The organism is Terrisporobacter muris (assembly GCF_024621905.1).
In the GTDB taxonomy this organism is placed as follows: Bacteria; Bacillota; Clostridia; order Peptostreptococcales; family Peptostreptococcaceae; genus Terrisporobacter; species Terrisporobacter muris.
The window spans coordinates 1-19406 of sequence record NZ_JANKBY010000010.1; the positions used below are offsets into that span (position 1 = coordinate 1).

General features: G+C 27.2%; 22 protein-coding genes. 18 read left to right on the forward strand and 4 right to left on the reverse strand.

What is annotated here, in order from left to right; translation table 11 throughout:
• Positions 1-215: 215 nt before the first annotated feature.
• Entirely contained in the window at positions 216-542 is a 327-nt protein-coding gene (locus NSA58_RS01645) for a helix-turn-helix domain-containing protein (protein ID WP_074079927.1), read from the reverse strand.
• 314 nt (positions 543-856) lie between these two features.
• Here NSA58_RS01645 and NSA58_RS01650 point away from each other — a divergent pair, with 314 nt between their 5' ends.
• The 4 genes from NSA58_RS01650 to NSA58_RS01665 all read left to right on the forward strand — a co-directional run bounded on the left by NSA58_RS01650 (position 857) and on the right by NSA58_RS01665 (position 4233).
• Positions 857-2035, forward strand: coding sequence for a PAS domain-containing sensor histidine kinase (locus NSA58_RS01650; protein WP_074079928.1), 1179 nt, complete (start codon positions 857-859; stop codon positions 2033-2035).
• Between the two features lie 297 nt (positions 2036-2332).
• Positions 2333-2713: a VOC family protein gene (locus NSA58_RS01655; protein WP_074079929.1), complete on the forward strand. Its 381-nt coding sequence runs from the start codon at positions 2333-2335 to the stop codon at positions 2711-2713.
• A 290-nt stretch (positions 2714-3003) separates the two neighbouring features.
• Entirely contained in the window at positions 3004-3360 is a 357-nt protein-coding gene (locus tag NSA58_RS01660; RefSeq protein ID WP_039679543.1) for an ArsR/SmtB family transcription factor, read from the forward strand.
• A 15-nt stretch (positions 3361-3375) separates the two neighbouring features.
• Complete coding sequence (locus tag NSA58_RS01665) at positions 3376-4233, forward strand: cation diffusion facilitator family transporter (RefSeq protein WP_039679544.1); 858 nt, start codon at positions 3376-3378, stop codon at positions 4231-4233.
• Positions 4234-4288: 55 nt separating this feature from the next.
• Here NSA58_RS01665 and NSA58_RS01670 read toward each other — a convergent pair whose 3' ends face one another.
• Both NSA58_RS01670 and NSA58_RS01675 read right to left on the reverse strand, forming a co-directional pair.
• Positions 4289-5038 carry a creatininase gene (locus NSA58_RS01670; protein ID WP_242842715.1) on the reverse strand — a complete coding sequence of 250 codons (750 nt, stop codon included), beginning with the start codon at positions 5036-5038 and terminating at the stop codon, positions 4289-4291.
• Positions 5039-5048: 10 nt separating this feature from the next.
• A complete protein-coding gene (locus tag NSA58_RS01675; protein WP_039679546.1) occupies positions 5049-6245 on the reverse strand; it encodes a PucR family transcriptional regulator in 1197 nt (398 codons plus the stop codon).
• Between the two features lie 264 nt (positions 6246-6509).
• Between NSA58_RS01675 and NSA58_RS01680 the strand changes: the two genes are divergently transcribed.
• Together NSA58_RS01680 and NSA58_RS01685 are read left to right on the forward strand one after the other, a co-directional pair.
• Entirely contained in the window at positions 6510-6650 is a 141-nt protein-coding gene (locus NSA58_RS01680; protein ID WP_139045039.1) for a response regulator transcription factor, read from the forward strand.
• An 11-nt stretch (positions 6651-6661) separates the two neighbouring features.
• The gene (locus NSA58_RS01685; protein ID WP_039679547.1) at positions 6662-6847 is read left to right on the forward strand and encodes an ATP-binding protein; all 186 of its coding nucleotides are present in this window, start codon (positions 6662-6664) and stop codon (positions 6845-6847) included.
• Between the two features lie 84 nt (positions 6848-6931).
• Here NSA58_RS01685 and NSA58_RS01690 read toward each other — a convergent pair whose 3' ends face one another.
• Complete coding sequence (locus NSA58_RS01690; RefSeq protein WP_039679548.1) at positions 6932-8251, reverse strand: conjugated bile salt MFS transporter; 1320 nt, start codon at positions 8249-8251, stop codon at positions 6932-6934.
• Between the two features lie 342 nt (positions 8252-8593).
• Here NSA58_RS01690 and NSA58_RS01695 point away from each other — a divergent pair, with 342 nt between their 5' ends.
• The 12 genes from NSA58_RS01695 to NSA58_RS01750 all read left to right on the forward strand — a co-directional run bounded on the left by NSA58_RS01695 (position 8594) and on the right by NSA58_RS01750 (position 19385).
• Positions 8594-10087: a helix-turn-helix domain-containing protein gene (locus NSA58_RS01695; protein ID WP_039679549.1), complete on the forward strand. Its 1494-nt coding sequence runs from the start codon at positions 8594-8596 to the stop codon at positions 10085-10087.
• Between the two features lie 91 nt (positions 10088-10178).
• The gene (locus tag NSA58_RS01700; protein ID WP_039679550.1) at positions 10179-10484 is read left to right on the forward strand and encodes a DUF1540 domain-containing protein; all 306 of its coding nucleotides are present in this window, start codon (positions 10179-10181) and stop codon (positions 10482-10484) included.
• 305 nt (positions 10485-10789) lie between these two features.
• On the forward strand, positions 10790-11368 hold the full coding sequence (locus NSA58_RS01705; protein ID WP_039679551.1) for a glycerol-3-phosphate responsive antiterminator: 579 nt from the start codon (positions 10790-10792) through the stop codon (positions 11366-11368).
• A gap of 139 nt (positions 11369-11507) precedes the next feature.
• The gene (locus NSA58_RS01710; RefSeq protein WP_039679552.1) at positions 11508-12305 is read left to right on the forward strand and encodes a Cof-type HAD-IIB family hydrolase; all 798 of its coding nucleotides are present in this window, start codon (positions 11508-11510) and stop codon (positions 12303-12305) included.
• A gap of 18 nt (positions 12306-12323) precedes the next feature.
• The gene (locus NSA58_RS01715) at positions 12324-13622 is read left to right on the forward strand and encodes an ABC transporter substrate-binding protein (protein ID WP_074429602.1); all 1299 of its coding nucleotides are present in this window, start codon (positions 12324-12326) and stop codon (positions 13620-13622) included.
• Positions 13623-13694: 72 nt separating this feature from the next.
• A complete protein-coding gene (locus NSA58_RS01720) occupies positions 13695-14579 on the forward strand; it encodes a carbohydrate ABC transporter permease (RefSeq protein ID WP_039679554.1) in 885 nt (294 codons plus the stop codon).
• Positions 14569-15396, forward strand: coding sequence for a carbohydrate ABC transporter permease (locus NSA58_RS01725; protein WP_039679555.1), 828 nt, complete (start codon positions 14569-14571; stop codon positions 15394-15396). The genes NSA58_RS01720 and NSA58_RS01725 overlap by 11 nt, the downstream gene beginning before the upstream one ends.
• 9 nt (positions 15397-15405) lie before the next feature.
• Positions 15406-16494 (forward strand): ABC transporter ATP-binding protein, encoded by a 1089-nt coding sequence (locus tag NSA58_RS01730; protein WP_074429603.1) that lies wholly within the window; start codon positions 15406-15408, stop codon positions 16492-16494.
• Positions 16495-16496: 2 nt separating this feature from the next.
• Entirely contained in the window at positions 16497-17285 is a 789-nt protein-coding gene (locus NSA58_RS01735; RefSeq protein WP_039679557.1) for a sugar phosphate isomerase/epimerase family protein, read from the forward strand.
• Between the two features lie 174 nt (positions 17286-17459).
• Entirely contained in the window at positions 17460-17843 is a 384-nt protein-coding gene (acpS, locus tag NSA58_RS01740) for a holo-ACP synthase (RefSeq protein ID WP_039679558.1), read from the forward strand.
• Positions 17844-18024: 181 nt separating this feature from the next.
• Positions 18025-19002: a beta-ketoacyl-ACP synthase III gene (locus NSA58_RS01745; protein ID WP_074429604.1), complete on the forward strand. Its 978-nt coding sequence runs from the start codon at positions 18025-18027 to the stop codon at positions 19000-19002.
• A 149-nt stretch (positions 19003-19151) separates the two neighbouring features.
• Positions 19152-19385: an acyl carrier protein gene (locus NSA58_RS01750; RefSeq protein WP_039679560.1), complete on the forward strand. Its 234-nt coding sequence runs from the start codon at positions 19152-19154 to the stop codon at positions 19383-19385.
• Positions 19386-19406 lie beyond the last annotated feature (21 nt).

The window sequence follows — 19406 nt, forward strand, 5'->3', positions numbered from 1 at the left end:
AATGTTTTTAATAAAAAAGGGACTATGATTTAAGAAAAGTAAGTTAGATTTTAATAGTTGAGTAAAATAAGTTGAATGACCTATTTATAGGTCATTTTTTATGAAAATAATGCAAATATATTAGTTATAACTATTAATTGTTACGCAAATAAAATTTCATATTTCGCAAAGTGGAATTGAATGATAGAGGAATAATAATAGTATTATTCCTGTGTCTATATTTTTTCTTTAAGAGAAGAATCATAAAGACAATCAATTATTTTAATTATAAATTTTTGATCATCAGTTGATAGAGCATTAAATTTTTCTATTAACTTCTGATTAGTGTTTTCCGTTTTATTAAAAATATCTCCTAAACCTTGTCTAATCCATTTTGGGTTAACATTGAATTCTCTAATTATATTTAGAATAGTACGTTCAGGTATATTTCTGTAATTATTTTCATATGAAGAAATTTGACTAACGGATAAATGTAATTTTTCGCCAAATTGTTTTTGGGACATACCAAGTTGAGTTCTAAGAGTTTTTAGTCGCTTATTCATTTATTGTCACCGCCTTATTTTAAGTATAAATGTTGGGTTATTTTTTCTCAATGATTTATTATAAAAAACAGTATTAATAAAAATATAATTAAAATAATAAGTAAAAAAATATAAAATAGGTTATTTAAATACGCAAAGCGTATTGAAAAATACACAAAATGAATGTAATATATTATCATAAGAAAAATAGACAATATATTACATTTTTGCATAAATTGGGTGATAATATATTAAAAAAGTATATATTTAAAGTTATATCGATATAATGGCATAAGAATACTAATAATAAAAATTTACTAAAGGGGGGGAGTACAATGCAAGTAGATTATAAATATTCAAATGAAATATTAGAATCACTTTTAGATAGTATACCCGAATATATATTTTATCGAGATATAAATGGTAAAAATTTATATTGTAATAGAAGTTATGCAGAAGAGTTTTTGGGGAGAAGAAAATCAGAGGTTATAGATAAATCATATAAAGATTTAATCGATGATAAAAAATTATATAATATAGGAAGAATAAAAGACTATGAAGTTATAAATAGGAAACAAAATGTAGTTTATGAAATGTATGTAAAGAAGGCTAATGGTAGTACCATATTTGTAGAAATAACTAAGATACCTTTTTTAGATGATAATGGAGATATTGTAGGTATTTTAGGAATTATTAAAGATATATCTTATAAAAAGGAAATAGATAAATTGAGAAAAAGTTTTTTTGCAAATATAAAGCACGAATTTAGGACTCCTTTAAATATGATATTTAGCTCTATTCAGTTATTTAATAATAAGCATAAAGACTGTGATTGTTGTGCCTGTAATAAATGTTTTACTGACATTTTAAAATTAATAAATATAAATAGTTTAAGAATATTAAAGTTATCTAATAATTTTATAGATTTAACAAGTATACAAGGTGGGTATTCAGATTTTAATCCTAGAAATAATGATATAGTAAGCTTTACAGAGTTGATATGCGATAAAATTAATATGTATAGAAAATTTAAGGATATTACTCTAGTATTTGATACAAATGTAGAAGAAAAAATAATTAGCTTTGATACAGATAAGATTGAAAGAGTAATACTAAATTTAATCTCTAATGCAATTAAGTTTAATAACTATGGTGGTAGGGTAACAGTATCTGTATTAGATAAGATAAATTATATAGAAATATCAGTAGAAGATACAGGAATAGGTATTTCAGAAGATAAAATAGATACTATATTTGATAGCTTCTCGTGTGTTGAAGAAAGATTAACTAAGGTAAGTGAAGGTGTAGGAATAGGTTTAGCGCTATGTAAGCTATTAGTGGAAATGAATGGTGGTAAAATTAAGATAAAAAGTGAATTAGGAAAAGGAAGTGAATTTACTATAGTACTTCCTAATATAATTAATGAAAATGAAGAACTAGATATATCTTACGATAAAATTGATAGAAATAGCTTAGAACGTATAAAAATGGAGTTTTCAGATATATACTCGTAAAGATAAAGTAGAAAATGGCTGAGTTTTTGTTTGAAAAATTAGTTATTATAATAAGATTTGATAAAGTAAGAATGAGAATGATGTTTAGAAAAAATTACTTGTAAGTAATGAAATATTTGGGAGATTATAACTATATGTTTTGGTGAAAATTTAAAAATATCATAGTATAATACCAAAGTAGATTATAAATACTTATAATATCTATAAAAATTTATTAAAGTATGTCATTTTTTACAAAACTAGAATTAAAGTAGATTGTATAATATAATAATGATAAGACATCTTAGGAGGAAAAACATGATAAATAGAATAGGAAAAATAACAATATATGTAGATAACCAAGAAGAAGCAAAAGAATTTTGGACTAAAAAGATGAACTTCGTTGTTAAATTAGAGCAACCAATGGGACCTAATATGAAATGGCTAGAAGTTGGACCTAGTAATGAAGAGTTTACTTCTTTTGTAATATATGAAAAGAATTTAATGCTAGCTCAAAATCCCAATGCAAATGTATCTCACCCAAATATAATATTAAGTACTAATGATATAGAAAGTACTTATAGTGAAATGAAATCAAATAGTGTTGATGTGGCAGAATTAATGATAATGCCATATGGTAAAATGTTTGAATTTAAAGATCAAGATAATAATAGATATTTAGTTAGAGAAGATAAATAATATAAATCGTATGTAAATAAAAATACATATATGAAAAATAACCATTAAGTTATGATACTTAGTGGTTATTTTTTTATGGAATTGCTAAATTTTAAGGTTTGCTAATTCCTTTTATTATTAAATTTATTAAATAATAAATTTAAATATGAAAAGACTTAAGAGGTTTTGTAAGAATAACATTGTAATATAATAATCACACTAATTATGTAAAAATTATTAACAGTTGATTGCTTGTTCAACTATTATGAAGATAACAATTGAATAATTACTCAACTAATAAGGAGGAAAATATGGAAAAAAACAACATATGCGATTGCATTGCAATAGATAAAGAAAAAGTAGAAAAAGTTAAGGAAAATGCACTACCAAATGAAGATATAGCAAAGCTATCTAATTTGTTTAAGGTGCTAGGTGATAATACTCGTATGAGAATAATAACTGCTTTATCACAGGAAGAATTATGTGTTTGTGATTTAGCTGTAGTTCTTAATATGACTAAGTCAGCGGTAAGTCATCAATTAAAAAAATTAAAAGCTGAAAGACAAGTTAAAAGTAGAAAAGAGGGAAAAAATGTTTATTACTCGTTGGACGATGAACACATTGTAGATATTTTAAGCAGAGCATTAGAACATATAAAATATAAATAAGGAGATGAGAATAAAATGGCACACAATCATAGTCATTCACATAATTATAATCATTGTGAAGGAGTAAGTAATGTAATATTGGTATTTTTACTGAACTTTGGATTTTCAATATTAGAATTAGTTGGTGGTCTTATTACAGGTAGTAAAGCAATATTATCTGATGCAGTACATGATTTTGGTGACAGTATAGCATTGGCATTATCCTTTGTATTTGAAAAAGTAGGCAAAAGAGGTGCAAATGAAAAGTATACTTATGGATATAAGAGAATTTCACTTATAGGAGCTTTTATTAATATCATAGTGCTTTCAGTATGTACAATATTTGTATTTAGTGAAGCATTGCAATCCTTGGTAAATTCAATGCCTGTAAAAGCAGAAGGCATGCTACTTTTATCATTTATAGGTATTGCTATAAATGGAGCATCAGTATTTAGAATGAAAGGTTCTAAAAAAATTTTAGATAAGACAGTTATAATGCATTTGATGGAGGATTTACTAGGATGGATAGCTGTGCTAGTTGTTAGTATAGTTATATATTTTACAAATTGGTATATTCTAGATCCTATTCTTTCTCTTGGAATATGTATTATTATAGGAAGAAATATATATTTTAATTTAAAAACAGCTATTTTGATTATAATGCAAAGGGTGCCTGACGAAGATCTTTATGAAGAAATAAAAGAACATCTAATGGAAATAAATGAAATAGAAAAGGTTGAAAAATTAAATATGTGGACTATGGATGGGGAAATTCATGTATTGACAGCATCCATAAAAACGTTAGAAAATGCTAATAAAAATGAGGTATTAAACAAAGTTAAAGAAATGCTTAATGATGAGGGGATAAATGAATCAACTATTGAAGTATTGTAATTAAATAAATACAAATAAAAAGTATGGAGCGTAAAAGCTCCATACTTTTTTCATATTACATAAATTCTTTATTAACAATCTCCACCATTTTACTTAAAGCTTCATCAACAATCAGTTCACCCTTTGCAGCACTACTTGTTCTACCAATAGATAAAAGTCCAGACTTAGGAACTAAATCTTTTGGAATAGGATAAACTTGATAAGTAGGAACTTCTTCAATTTTTTCGTCAATTAATTTATCCATATGAACAAGCTCAGGTTTAAATTTTAATATTAAAGAAGTTTCAGTAATAGCAGCATGTTCCAATGCCCATCCAGGGAATTCGATTTCATCGAATATCTTATCAATAGTATTTTGAGTGATCAGATCCCACCAGCTCATCATTATGATTTTGGTATTGGCAGGCATGTTTTTGCTTACTAGATCTATTGCTTCCAATAAGAAAGCTTGATTTTCAAAATGAGAATTAACTAGTGCTATTTTACGAACGCCATCTCTGATAAGTTCTTCAATAATATCTTTCACTAAATTTATTAAAGTTGTTCCATTTAAATCTATTGTTCCAGGAAATAAAGGTCCGCCACCAGAAGCAGGTTGTGATTTGTATCCATAGTTTATAGATGGCATAACAATACCATTAACTTTATCACCTAAAAGATTTGCAAAGCCTTCTGATATTATAGTGTCTGTAAATAATGGTAGGTGAGGGCCGTGTTGTTCAACAGAACCTACTGGAAGTATTACAACATCCTTATCTTTTCTTTCATTAAATTCATACCAAGTCATATTTGCCATTAAAGTCATGTGCATCCTCCTAAATATATTTAAGTTTATTATTTTTATAATCTACATAATGTAAATAATCTCTTATCATAAGTGCATTAAGCAATTCGTTTTTGAATCTTGCATCTTCAAGATTATTTTTTAATACTTCTTTTATTTTATTTAATCTATATACCAATGTATTTCTATGAATAAATAATTCATCGGAAGTTTTTAACAAATTACAGTCATTAGCTAAATAGTATTTTAGGGTTTTCAATAAGTTTAAATTACTGACTTCACTAATATCTATTAAAGGTTTTAAAATTTCCTCACTATAATCTCTCAGCTTATTTATAGAATTTACCTCAAATAAAATCTTGTAGAATCCTAGAGTTGAATAGTCAATACAATTATCATTCCAGTTATTATATTTATAAAGCTCATAGGCTTTAATAGCATCATTATAGCTATTTTTAATAGAAAGTAAATTTTTATATCTATCACCAAATATTAAAAATAGTTTATTATCTTTATTTAATTTTTCATGAATATGCTTTAAATTAAACTTAATTTCTGAGTATAAATTCTCTGAATCCACACCAACTATAAGTATAATTTCATTATTTAAAACATCAAGCATTAAGGTATTGCAACTTGATTCAATCTTATTTTTAATTTTAGCTATAAGATAATCATTGTTAGCAAGATTCATATGAGTACTTTTGAAAACACAAGAAAAATAAATATTACTACTTTTGATATTATAGATTCTTATAAGTTGGTGAATTTTATTCATATTTAAATCTTTAGTAAAGATAAGCTCTTTTAAAAGTTCTTTTTCTGTATTAGATTTAAAATTCTCTTCCATTATATAATTTGAAATTGACTTGCTAACATCTATAATTTTTAGATTCCAAGGCATTTTAAATAAGGGTAAGTCTATTTCGTCACATAAATCGATTATATGAGGTGGAATATCTTTTATAAATTCACTATTTGTTAAAATTACTAGTCCAGAGATTGATTTTTCTCTACATTTATAGATTAAATTGACTAATTTATTATGGTCTAAATCCATACCCATTCCAGTTAGGAAGAGCAACTCTCCACCGTTTATCCATTTATAAAAATCTATAGATTGACAGATATATGGCCAAGTTATAGTTTTATATAAGCCATTTTCACCAGCTAGTAGTTTTATATTTTTAAATATTTCTAAGTTTAATAAATCCTGACAGCTAATCATAAGGTTTATGATTCCTTTCTAGTTATAATATATTATTATAACAAAAACTACTTATAAAATAGAGGTTATGTATACTCATGCTATCATACTAGTGAGTTTTTAGTCATTGTACTTTAGGTACAATTTATTTAATATTTTATGTGATTTTGTTACAAGGGACGATAAGTATAAAATTTTGTAATAAATTAACCTAATTATAATTTTTAGGAAAGATTATCTTAAGATTGGTATTTTATAATATAGATATAAGAATAGAGTGAGACAATGAAAATATTAGTAGTAGATGATGAAATCGAAATAGTAGAAACTATAGATTTATATTTAAGAAAAAGTTATACAGTTATAAAAGCATATGATGATGAAAGTGATTTTTATATCTCTGAATTATTAGTATATGATAGATAAACTAGATAAAAGTGAAAAGAGGTTATATAGAATTTGTTATTGGAGATAAGTCTAGAAGTAGTATCGGTGGAAGTGGTTTAGGTTTGGAGATTACTAAGAGGATAGCTGAATTACATGGTGGTAGTATAAACGTACAAAGTGAATTAGGAAAAGAAAGTAAGTTTATCATTACTATAAATACTATAAATAAAAAATAGGTATTACTAATACAATTAAATAATAATATGAAAAAAGGAGTGTATAAAATACACTCCTTTTTTAAATAAGCAATTATATATATATTAAGCAACATCAGAAGATGTACTAGCTTGTAATTTAGAGATTCTTTCTTTGTTTAATTTAGTCATACCTATAGAAGCTGTTATTAAAGAAACATAACATACAACTATAAATGCGAATACAAATATCCAAGCAACACTGTATCCCATATTATCAACTAATAATCCGAATATTGATGAACCGGCAGCAAATCCTACTGCGAAGAATATTTGAACTACACCAAGTATAGCACCAAATTCTTTTTTACCGAAGAATGAACCTGTAAGTAAAGATGGTCCCATCATGTAAGCGAATACTGATAAACCTTTTAAAGCAGCAAATACAGGAGCTAACATAGGTATTGAACCTGCATTCATTAATGCTAAACATGAAGTACCAGCAAGTCCAAATGCAACCATAAGACCTTTAGTGATACCTAATTTATCAAATATTACACCACCGAATAAGTTTCCTCCAAGAGAGAATAAAGCAAATGTAGAACCTACCATACCAACTATCATAGGGTCAACTTTTAGGAAGTTCTTTAAGTAAGCAGGGTATTGTACTGCTAAAACAGAAACATACATACCTAGGAAGAATAATCCTAATGCTAATATCCAGAAGTATTTTAAGCTTTTAACTTCTTTTAAAGAATATCCCCAGTCAACTGAAACGTCACTGTTGTTTTCTTCTTTATCATTTCCTTTTTTCTTACCTTTAACTATTTCGCCATCGTTCTTTGGCATTCTTAAGAATAGGATACTTATAGGTATACCTACTGCTAATGATAAAGCACCAAACATAAGGTATGATTTAGATATACCGAAGTTTGCTAATGAGAAAGCAGTCATACTTTGAAGGAATATATTACCTATAGATCCCCCAGCGAAAGCAAGACCCATTGCTTTACCTTTAGATAATTCATCAAACCATCCATTTATTAATAATGGAACCCCAATTGATGATATTGCAGCTGTACCAACTTGAACTATACCAGCAACTAGGTAGAATTGCCATAATTCTTTACACATAGAGAATGCTAAGAATCCTCCACCAGAAAGTATAGAACCTGCTAAATACATCGTTTTCACACTAACTTTGTTGTACATAGATCCTACAAATGGAGATGCTATTGCAGATACTACTGTACCTAATGTGAATATTAATGAAAATCCGGCTTGTGAGAATCCGTATCCTGATTGAGGATCTAAGATGTAAGCCATGAATAATGGTTGAATGTTAGATGCAACACCAAATGGTATAGCTTGTATAAGCATACATGCAATAACTATTAGCCAACCAGTTGCTAATTTCTTGCTTTTACTTTGATTTAAAGTACTCATAACGAATGATTTCTCCTTTTAAATAGTTTATTATTTACATTTGTAAATATATACTTCTAAAAAATGTAGATAATTGTCAAAATATAAGATAATATGACGTTTATCCTGAAAACTAGGATATCATAAATGATATATAAAGAACAACGGAAGCATTGTGAGCAAATTTGAAAAAAAAATCAAATAAAATTCAAGGATCAATATTGCATAATTAACCTTTTATGTATTGTTGTGGTATATAATATAAACCAGCTAATTTTAATATAAGGATTGAATCATGAAAATAATTAAATAATATTAGCACAAAATAAAAATGAATGGATGTACAAAAGGAAGGTGGATAATTTGGAAAATATTGAGTTTGGTCAATTGTTAGAGAAGTTACTTTATCTATCCAATCAAAAGAAAATTACACTAGCAAAAGAATTAGGTTATGATATATCTTATATAAGTAAATGGATAAACGGAAGAAACTTGCCTACACAGAAGAGTATATCAAGCATATGTAAAGCTACATCACAATTTATAGTTAGCTCTCTTAATCCTATATCAAATCAAGGACTTAAGAGATATTTTGAAATAGAAGTAGAAGATGACACTGAGTTAGCGAAGTATATTGAACGAAGTTTAAAAAAATCTTATTTAATTACAGCACAAAAAAGTGATTCTAATATATATAAAGGTACTCATTCGGAAGAAAATTATAATAGTATACTTCATATAAATCCGAGACTAAGAAAGCAATACTTGTCAAATGACACAGATTTATATATAAATGAATCCAACAAGTTGGATATAATTTTATCTACAAATTTATATAAATTGAAAAGTAATGATAAAGTATATATAGCAGGGATGAAATCTTCATTAGCTGAAATACAAAAGGATAAAGAGATAAGAGTTAGATTTTTAACTGGATTTGAAGGAAGTGAAAATAACACCATATTGAATACTTTCATTTTAATATATATGATAATAACTTATACTGATTTAAATTTTGAAGTATATAATTGCAATATTGACAATAGTGATATTTTATCAGTTATAAAGGATAGAATATTTCATAGCGCTATATTTGCAAATAATGAGCGTTGCTTATTTACAAATATGTCAAAAGAGAGAACTATAATAGATGAAGTTTATTATAGCTTTGAAGAAATAATAAAAGATCAAGGAAAATTACTTGTAGAAAAGAAGCCATCAATAGATGTTCTAAAGGATAAAGTTTATATGCAATACATTATGGGGCAAGACTTGAAGTGGATATTAGGGTCAATGAATGAGTTTTTTATGCCATCAGATTTATTTATGGAATTGGCAGAAAGTGTGTTTGGACAAGATAAAGAAGTAATACAGGAGTTACGACAAATAAATATATTTTTACAAAGTATCATATACAAATCTAATATAAAGGTTTTAATATATGAAACTGAATTAATGAAATATATATCAAATGGAGAAGCGATATTTTTTAATAGACCTATTAAATTGACTTTGGCTCAAGTAGAAAAACATATAAAAAATATGGAAAAAATAATAAAAAATAATGAAAGTATAGAAATAAAACTTATTGAAAATAACATTTTGGATGACTTTAATTCTGATTTAAAGCCCTCAATATACTTATCTAAAAATTTAAAGATAATAAAGATGAATCCAGATAAATTTAATAACTATGCAATTGTTAAAGATTTTGAATTTAATAAAATATGTGATGAATTATTTGATAAGTCTTGGAATGGAAATTCAGGCAAATTTGTAGATGAAAAAGATGAAATTTTAGATAGAATATCAAAGGCACTAATTTACACTAGAATAATAAATGATGAAGAAAATTAAATTTTTGATTAAATTATATTAAAAAGTACACTAGAATTTTATTTCTCCTTTTGGAAATAATAAAAGAAACATTTCATAAGGAGGTATGAATATGCAAGATGGAAGTTTAAATTGTAATGCAACAAACTGTTTACATAATTTCAACTTTGAATGTAAAGCAGGAGCTATAAATGTAGGTGGACGTAGCGCTGTAGAAACATCAGGAACTACTTGCACAACTTTTATAGACAAAGCAAAGAGTAGTTTTGTAAATAGTATAGATGCTCTAGATACAGAGGTAAGTAATATTAAATGTGAAGCTTACAATTGTATACATAATGAAAATAAAGGTTGTCATGCAGAAAATGTTCAGATAGATGTTCAAAATGCATGTTGTAACACATTTAAATGTGAATAATAAATGCAAAAGTATTATCAATAGGAGCATTGATAATACTTTTTTATATTGTATGAACTTATTTGTTTCAGAAAATATACAACAAAATAGAGGATTTAATAAAAAGAAGCTAAGAGTTTATAATCTTGGCTTCTTTTTTGTTGTTTATCTAAAAATAATAAGTATGATTGTAATAAAAAATAATAATATTAACCATTAATTAACAAAAAAATATAAAATCTTACATTGATTTAATATATATCTAACATTTCATCGTTAATATTAAGTTGTAAATAAAAAATATTTCGACGGAAGAAGGAAATAAAATGAAAAATAATATAATTAAAAATCCCTTGATAGCTGCTGCAAGATCTAATAATTTAAGCAAAGCTGTAGAATCAAATGTTTCAGCAGTAATATTAATGGAAGTCAAATTAAATTATTTATTACAAGATGAATTTAAAAAGAACAAAGATAAAAAGCCTATATTTATACATTTAGACTTGTTAAAAGGTTTGTCAAATGATGTTGAATCTATGAAATTTATTAAAGAATACATAAACCCAAGTGGGATTGTATCTACTAAAAGTACTGTTTTAAATGCTGCTAAAAAAAGAGGACTAATGACAATACAAAGGGTATTTTTAATTGATAATAAATCCTTAAAAAATTCTATAGCAAGTATTATAGAAAATGATCCAGATATGGTAGAAGTAATGCCAGCATTATGTGGTGAAATAGTTGACAGATTAAAAAAGGAAATAAATAGACCAATTATTCTTGGTGGATTAATAGATAAAGAAGAGCAGATAATAGAAGGCTTAAAGCAAGGAGCTGATGCTATATCTTTTAGCAAAGAAGAATTATGGAACATAAAGATAGATGATGAAATAAATATTAGTTAGATACTAGATTTTAAATAGATAAATACTTACGCAATGTCAATAACCATGATTCTTGGTGGAGACTGGAGAAAACCAATAATTGTGAAATAAATGGTATAGGAGGTTAATTTTCTAAATTTTAAAATTAAAGGAGCTTTGCATGAGTACAAAAATGATAGTGTCTGATTTAGACGGGACTTTATTCAATAGTGATTGTGAGGGATATGGTGTTTCAAAAGAATTGATATCTTACATAAAAAAATTTAAGGAAAAAGGAAATATGTTTACTATAGCTACAGGAAGACCTATAGAAACGAGTATAGAAGTAGCTAAAGAAGTAGGTATTAATGCACCTTATATAACTTACAATGGAGCTAAGATAGTAGATATAAATGGCGAAAAAATTTATTCTGAACGATTTTTGATAAAAGAAATATTGTTTTTTTTAAGAGAAGTTGAGAAATTTGGAGCGTCTATAATACTTTATGTTAATGGTAAGATTCTTTGTTTCAAATATACACAGAGAATATCAGTATATGAGAAGAAAGAGATTACGAAATGTGAAGAAATAGATGAAGCTTTGTTTGATACGGATATAAGAGTAAACAAAGTATTAGTAATTGGAGATGTAGAAAAATACGAAGAAATGTGGAATGACTTAGATATTTCTATAAAAGATAAATTTAGATATGTTATCTCAGAAGATGATTATTTTGAAATAGTTCAAAGTAATATCTCAAAAGGAAGTGCATTAAAGGTATTAAAAAATCATCTAAATATAGAAAATCTAGAAATAATAGCTGTTGGAAATCATATGAATGATAAAGAATTACTTGAAGTAGCTGATGTCGGATTTGCTGTAAACAATGCAGTAGATGGATTAAAAGACATAGCCGACTATACAACAAAGGAAGAGTATGAGAATGGCGTTATAGAAATTATAAAAAAATTTATGTAATGATTAGGAGAGAGAAAAATGCATAAAAAATTAGTTAAAATATTTTCTTTAATTAGTGCAGTATCTTTACTTGCTGTTGGATGTAGTAATGGGGTAAGTAGTGCTCAATCATCTGATAAAAAGGTAAAAATAGAGTACTGGCATGTTAATGCTGAAACTCAAGGTGGAAAAAGTGTAGATAAATTAGTTGAAGAGTTCAATAGTCAAAGTGATACCGTGGAAGTAGTTGCTAAATATAACCCTGACATGTACAAAGGATTATTACAAAATTTCCAAGCTGAAGCAGCTACAGGGTCTACTCCAGCCTTAGTACAAGTTGGATGGTCATTCTTAGATTACTTTTCAAATAACTTTGATTATGTAGAGCCTCAAGATATAATAGATAAACACTTTCCAGAAGATAAAACATTCTTAGAGGATAACTTCCTACCAAATATATTAGATCTTGCTAAAAATAGTGAAGGGAGTCAAGTTGGTATACCTTATTCTTTGAGTACGCCTGTATTATACATAAATAAAGATATGTTGAAAGAGTGTGGATTAGATGAGAATGGTCCAAAAACTTGGGAACAAGTACAAGAATTTGCTAAAACAATAAAAGAGAAAAATGATAAATATGGTGTTTATATACAAGAACCAGCTGATAACTGGGCAACTCAAGCTTTATTAGAAAGTAATGGAGCTAGAATGATAACTGATGGCAAAGCAACTTTTGCGTCAAATAAAGGAATAGAGGCTTATGAGGCCTATGCTAACATGGTAAAAAATGAAGAAGCATTACATATATCATGGGATGAGGGTGTTCAATCATTTATAAATGGTGAAGTAGGTATGTTATATACTACAATTGCAAGAAGAGCGAGTATACAAGAAGGTGCTGAGTTTGATGTTTCAGCAGTTAATTCGCCAGCTTGGGAAGGTGAAGATGTAAGATTACCAGCAGGTGGATGCTTTTTAGCGATTACAGCTCAAGATGAAGAAGAGCAAAAAGCTGCATGGGAATTCCAAAAGTACTTATATAGTGTAGAATCTATGGCAGAGTGGACTATAGGAACGGGATATGTACCTCCAAGAAAAGATGTTGCAGAAGCTGAAAACGGACTAAAATCTTTCTTAGAAGAAAATGAAATGATGGAAGCTGCTACAAGCCAAATGGAAGACGTAGTATCCTGGACTTCTTTCCCGGGAGATGCAGGCCTTGAAGCAGAACAAATATTATTAGATACAAGAGATCAAATTTTAGGTGGAAGAGTTTCAACTAAAGATGGTTTAACAGAAGCACAAAATAAAATAAACAAATTATTAGAAAAACAATAAAGATTATTTCTATAAAAGGTAGAAAAATAGTTTCTACCTTTTATTATAAAGATTTAAATAAGGAGACATTAAATGAGTAAAATTAAAGAAAAATTAACTCCACACTTACTTATCCTACCATCAATTCTAGCTTTTGCATTATTCATGTTTTGGCCATTAATTAGAACTGTATACTTAAGTTTCTTTTCGTGGAATATGGTTAAACCGACAAAAACTTTTGTAGGATTAAGCAATTATATCGAAATATTTAATGACCCATTAACTTATAAAATTATGGGAAATACATTTTTATATATAATAATATTACTTTTGGTTAACTTTGTAGCACCATACATATTATCTTTTATACTTTCTGTTGTAATAACAAAGGCAAAAGGGTTTTATAAAAGCGTTATATTCTTACCAAGTGTAATTTCTTTGGTTGTTGGCTCTATTTTATATTTGTGGATTCTTAATCCAATCTCAGGGCCAGCGGCGGCAATTGCAAAGTGGTTTGGAATAACATTACCCATATGGACTAAAACTGATGGACTAGTAGTTGTAATATTAAGTTTAATAACAAGCTGGAAAATCTTCGGTTACAATTTTATCGTTGTACTTGCTGGAGTATCGGGAGTATCTAGTGAGGTTATAGAGGCTGCAAAGCTAGATAATATTCCTATGCATAAGATATTTATAGATATAATAATACCCATGAGTAGTGCGACAGGAATATACGTATTAATTATGACAATAGTTCAGGGGTTGCAATACGTGTTTACACCTATAAAAGTTATTACTCAAGGTGGTCCAAACTATGCAAGTTCCAACGCTATTTACAATGTTTATCAAGAAGCTTTTGTATTATATAAAACAGGAACAGCATCAGCATTTGCCATAATAACAATGGCATTATTCGTAGTATTATTAATATTAGAATTTAAATATGTAGAAAAAGGAGTATATTATGAAAACTAAGTTAAATTCAGAATTTAAATGGCACATACTTTTAGGTATATTTGTGATAATCTCTCTTTTTCCAATTATATTTGCCATATCAAGCTCATTTAAAAGTTTAGGTGAAGCCTACAATAATGTGTTAGGAATTATACCTAACGAACCAACATTAAATAACTATATAGAAGTGTTTAAAAGACTTCCTTTTGTAAATATAACAGGTAATACCTTTTTTATAGCAACAATGGTTACATTATTTAAAGTTACAACATCTGTTTTAGCAGCATATGCATTTGTATACTTTGATTTTAAATATAAAAATATACTGTACTTTATAATGATAAGTACGATATTTATACCTTTTACGGTAACTATGATACCAAATTATTTAACTATATCTCAACTAGGGTTGAGGGACAGTTTGTGGGGAGTTATTTTACCTCAGTTAAGTGATGCAACAGGAATATTTTTGCTTAGGCAATCCATGAGAACTATACCAAAATCACTTATCGAAGTTACGGAATTAGAAAATATAAATCATTTTAAGAGGATGAGAGATATAATTGTTCCAATGGTTAAACCTTCAATAATTTCAACAGGAATAATGTTCTTTATAAACTCTTGGAATGAGTATGTTTGGCCAGTATTAATATTAAAGACAAAGGAAAACTTTACATTGCCTTTAGCATTGCAATTATTCATAAGTGCAGAAGGTGGGACAGACTTTACTATCGCAATGGCAGTATCAGTCATAACAATGATAATACCTTTAATATTATATATAATATTCCAAAAACATATTATAGATACTTTTACATCATCGGGGATAAAAGGATAGGAGAAAATTATGAAAGAAATTGTATTTGAAAATATATGCAAAAGTTATGGGAAAACACATGTTGTTAAAAATTTAAATTTAACTATAAAAGAAGGAGAAAGATTAATCATACTAGGTCCATCTGGTTGTGGAAAATCTACTACTTTAAGAATGATAGCTGGTTTAGAAAAACCAACATCAGGAAACATATATATGGACGGAAAATGTGTAAATGAAGTAAAAAGTGGTGATAGAAATATAGCTATGGTATTCCAGAATTATGCGTTATTTCCGCATATGACAGTCAAAGAAAATATAATTTATGGACTTAAAGCTCATAAAATACCTGAAGATGATATTGATGAAAGATTAAACGCAGCAGTTAAAATGTTAAGGCTAGAAGGGTTAGAAGATCGTAAGCCTAAGGACTTATCTGGTGGTCAGCGTCAAAGAGTTGCTCTTGCAAGAGCTGTGGTAAAAAGAGGAGATTTCTTCTTACTAGATGAGCCCTTGTCAAATCTTGATGCTCAATTAAGAGGTCATGCTAGAAAAGAATTAGTAAAAATTCATGAAGCCTACAATCAAACTTTTATATACGTAACTCATGATCAAGTGGAAGCAATGACTATAGGAGATAGAGTAGCATTAATGAACAAAGGTGACTTACAAATGCTTGATACACCACAAAATGTATATAATAAACCAAGAAATATATTCACTGCAAAGTTTATAGGTTCTCCGTCAATGAATATATTTGATGTTGATTATAAAAGTGGAGCGATTAATATAAATAACCAAGTAATAAACTTATCAAATGAATGGATTAAACTTATAGAGTCTAATGGAGCAAGTAAATTGTCTTTTGGAGTCAGACCAGAGCACGTGGAATTATCTATCGTAAAAATAGCGAATTCATTCAAAGGTATTGTTAAATATATTGAAGATTATGGAAATAAAATAGGGGTATATTTTGAAATTGAAGGCAATGAAGTAATTGCATTAGTTGATGAAGATACATTTAAAAAAGGTGATGAAATATACTTTAAGCCTAATTTTAGAAAAATTCACTTATTTAATAGAGAAACTACTATGTCTATTGGATATCCGGAGGAGAAATAAGTATGAATATTTATATAAGTACAAATATGTTTAAAGTGAATCAGCTAGAAGAAGTATTTAATATACTTGAACATATTCCACATGAAAATGTAGGAATAGAACTATTTGTAGAGTTTCATAATCCAGAATTTATGGAGGTTGTTAATAAGAATATGGAAAGATTGAATAAATATAAAATTTCAATGCATGGTCCATATTACAAAACAGAGCATTCTTCAGAAATAGGTTCTGATTCATATAATATATCAAAAAAATATTTTATAGACACACTAAAATTATCCCAAAAGTTAGATAGTTCTTACATAGTATATCATCACAATAATTGTAAAATACACGATAAAAAAGTAATGATTAAGAACTCTAAAATAAACTTAGAAGAATTAAATAAATTAGCAAAAGACTATAATGCTAAAATAGTGATAGAAAATGCAGGTGTAATATCTAGGCAGAATATATTATTTGATCAGGAAGAGTTTATTCAAATTTGTAAAGAGAGTAATCAGGATGTATTAATAGATATTGGGCATGCATTTGCAAATGGATGGAATTTAGAATATGTTATAAAAGAGTTGAAAAACAAAATAATATCTTATCATTTACATAATAATGACGGCAAAAAGGACAGTCATGATTCTATATTTTATGGAAGTTTTAATATAGACGAGTTTCTTGAAATTTACAATAAATACACGAATAAAGCAGATTTAGTATTAGAGTATAATAAAGATTACAGAAAAAAGGTGAATATACTAATTGAAGATATAGACTACATAAAATCAAGAATTAAATAATAAGTAAGAAGACATTGTTAATAATCAATGTCTTTTTTTACTTACTGAGACAGAATACTAGCTTAAAGCACTATATTTACTATTGGAAAATTATCATAAAATTTATATAAGAATAGTGTTAAAATGTATAAATAATAAGATGATAATAAAAATACTTAATTAATGGAGGAAATTATGAATATTTTAGATATAGGAATAGATATTGTAGAAATTGGAAGAATAAAAAATGCTTTAGATAGTAATGGCAATTTTCTAAAAAAATTATTTACTGATAAAGAAATAGAATTATTTAGATCAAAAGGATATGCACCACAAACAATCGCTGGAAACTTTGTAGCCAAAGAAGCCATCAGTAAATCTTTGGGATTAGGGATAAGAGGTTATGACTTTAAAGATATAGAAATACTAAGAGATAAATTGGGAAAACCCATAGTAAAAACACATAATAATTTAGAAAAAATATGTGAAAGTTATAATGTTTTAGAAATAAAAGTATCAATATCTCATGGAAAAGATTATGCTATTGCCAATGCTATGACTATAATAAAAGATAATTAAAAATTATTTACAAGAAAAAAATTTACATAAAAGAGGTTGACTTATTGATTTGAATGTAATATAGTTTGAATATCAAAACAAAACTAGATTATAAATTTATTAATAATTTTAGGTTGTTTTGAATATTATATTTTGATAATCAAAATATTTTTAAATCAAATATAAAAAGAAGGAGAAATCTATGAAAGAGGTAATTATAGAAGGTTTAGGAAAATATACACCTTCCCACTTAGTTACTAATGATCAGTTGAGTGAAATCATTGATACTAGTGACGAATGGATTTATTCACGAACTGGCATAAAAAGTAGATATATTTCTAGAGGTGAAGATACATCTTATATGGCAGCAAAAGCTGGTGAAAAAGCTTTGGAAAATGCAAATGTAAGCCCATTAGATGTGGATTTGATAGTAGTAGCGACTTGTACTCCAGATATGTTTACTCCATCTACGGCATGCATAGTTCAAAGCATCATAGGTGCAGATAATGCCCTTGCCTTTGATATAAGTGCTGCATGTTCTGGATTTATATATGGATTAGATGTAGCAAAAGCCCTCATGAAATCAAATAATTACAAACATGCACTAGTTATAGGTGCTGAAAATCTTTCAAAATCACTTGATTGGGAAGATAGAGGTACATGTGTGTTGTTTGGTGATGGTGCAGGAGCTGCTATTCTGTCAAAAAGTGATGACTTGGGACTTATGAGTTCTTTTTGTAAATCAGAAGGAAGCAAATATAAATGTATAACAATTGAAGGTAATGATGTAGACAGCCCATTTGTGGAGAATAAAACAATTAGACATTCTAAATTAAAGATGGATGGTGGTGAAGTATTTAAATTTGCTACCTCTGTCATAGTAAGTTCAATTAACAAAATACTTAAAGAAAATAATTTAAATATAAATGATATTGATTATATAATTCCACATCAAGCAAATGTAAGAATTATTCAGTATGCTGCTAAAAAACTAAAAGTGGATATGGATAAATTTTATATTAATATGGACGAGTATGGAAATACTTCTGGTGCATCCATACCAATTGCATTGAGTGATATGGATGAAAAAGGATTACTAAAAAAAGATAGTAAAATTATATTAGTCGGATTTGGTGCAGGCCTTACATATGGGGCAACTTTAATAAATTGGGCTATTTAATTTGAAAATAAATAAGAATTAAGGAAATTTAAAATTAACAAGATTAACTAAGATTAGAGAATTAACTAAGATAACTGGAATAGTAAAGAAAATTAAGATTACAAAAATAATAAAAATTAAAACTAAGAAAATTTATGGAGGATTTAAAAATGATATTTGAAAAATTACAAGGAATAATGGAAGAAAACTTATCAATAGAAAGAGATGAAATAAAACTAGACAGTACTTTTCAATCTTTAGGAATAGATTCACTAGATACATTTCAATTAATAATAGAAATAGAAGAAGAGTTTGGAATAGAAGTTGAATCACCAGAAAATATGAAAACTATAAAAGACGTAGTTGACTACATAGAAGAAAAGACAAAAGAAAAAGTACAATAATAAGATGTGGTTGCAGGAGGA

Coding starts and splice junctions, on each gene's coding strand:
- acpS (WP_039679558.1), top strand. CDS start 17,460: ATGAATATTTTAGATATAGGAATAGATATTGTAGAAATTGGAAGAATA.
- NSA58_RS01715 (WP_074429602.1), top strand. CDS start 12,324: ATGCATAAAAAATTAGTTAAAATATTTTCTTTAATTAGTGCAGTATCT.
- NSA58_RS01665 (WP_039679544.1), top strand. CDS start 3,376: ATGGCACACAATCATAGTCATTCACATAATTATAATCATTGTGAAGGA.
- NSA58_RS01680 (WP_139045039.1), top strand. CDS start 6,510: ATGAAAATATTAGTAGTAGATGATGAAATCGAAATAGTAGAAACTATA.
- NSA58_RS01730 (WP_074429603.1), top strand. CDS start 15,406: ATGAAAGAAATTGTATTTGAAAATATATGCAAAAGTTATGGGAAAACA.
- NSA58_RS01690 (WP_039679548.1), bottom strand. CDS start 8,251: ATGAGTACTTTAAATCAAAGTAAAAGCAAGAAATTAGCAACTGGTTGG.
- NSA58_RS01725 (WP_039679555.1), top strand. CDS start 14,569: ATGAAAACTAAGTTAAATTCAGAATTTAAATGGCACATACTTTTAGGT.
- NSA58_RS01750 (WP_039679560.1), top strand. CDS start 19,152: ATGATATTTGAAAAATTACAAGGAATAATGGAAGAAAACTTATCAATA.
- NSA58_RS01720 (WP_039679554.1), top strand. CDS start 13,695: ATGAGTAAAATTAAAGAAAAATTAACTCCACACTTACTTATCCTACCA.
- NSA58_RS01705 (WP_039679551.1), top strand. CDS start 10,790: ATGAAAAATAATATAATTAAAAATCCCTTGATAGCTGCTGCAAGATCT.
- NSA58_RS01700 (WP_039679550.1), top strand. CDS start 10,179: ATGCAAGATGGAAGTTTAAATTGTAATGCAACAAACTGTTTACATAAT.
- NSA58_RS01650 (WP_074079928.1), top strand. CDS start 857: ATGCAAGTAGATTATAAATATTCAAATGAAATATTAGAATCACTTTTA.
- NSA58_RS01670 (WP_242842715.1), bottom strand. CDS start 5,038: ATGACTTTAATGGCAAATATGACTTGGTATGAATTTAATGAAAGAAAA.
- NSA58_RS01675 (WP_039679546.1), bottom strand. CDS start 6,245: ATGATTAGCTGTCAGGATTTATTAAACTTAGAAATATTTAAAAATATA.
- NSA58_RS01745 (WP_074429604.1), top strand. CDS start 18,025: ATGAAAGAGGTAATTATAGAAGGTTTAGGAAAATATACACCTTCCCAC.
- NSA58_RS01735 (WP_039679557.1), top strand. CDS start 16,497: ATGAATATTTATATAAGTACAAATATGTTTAAAGTGAATCAGCTAGAA.
- NSA58_RS01660 (WP_039679543.1), top strand. CDS start 3,004: ATGGAAAAAAACAACATATGCGATTGCATTGCAATAGATAAAGAAAAA.
- NSA58_RS01645 (WP_074079927.1), bottom strand. CDS start 542: ATGAATAAGCGACTAAAAACTCTTAGAACTCAACTTGGTATGTCCCAA.
- NSA58_RS01655 (WP_074079929.1), top strand. CDS start 2,333: ATGATAAATAGAATAGGAAAAATAACAATATATGTAGATAACCAAGAA.
- NSA58_RS01710 (WP_039679552.1), top strand. CDS start 11,508: ATGAGTACAAAAATGATAGTGTCTGATTTAGACGGGACTTTATTCAAT.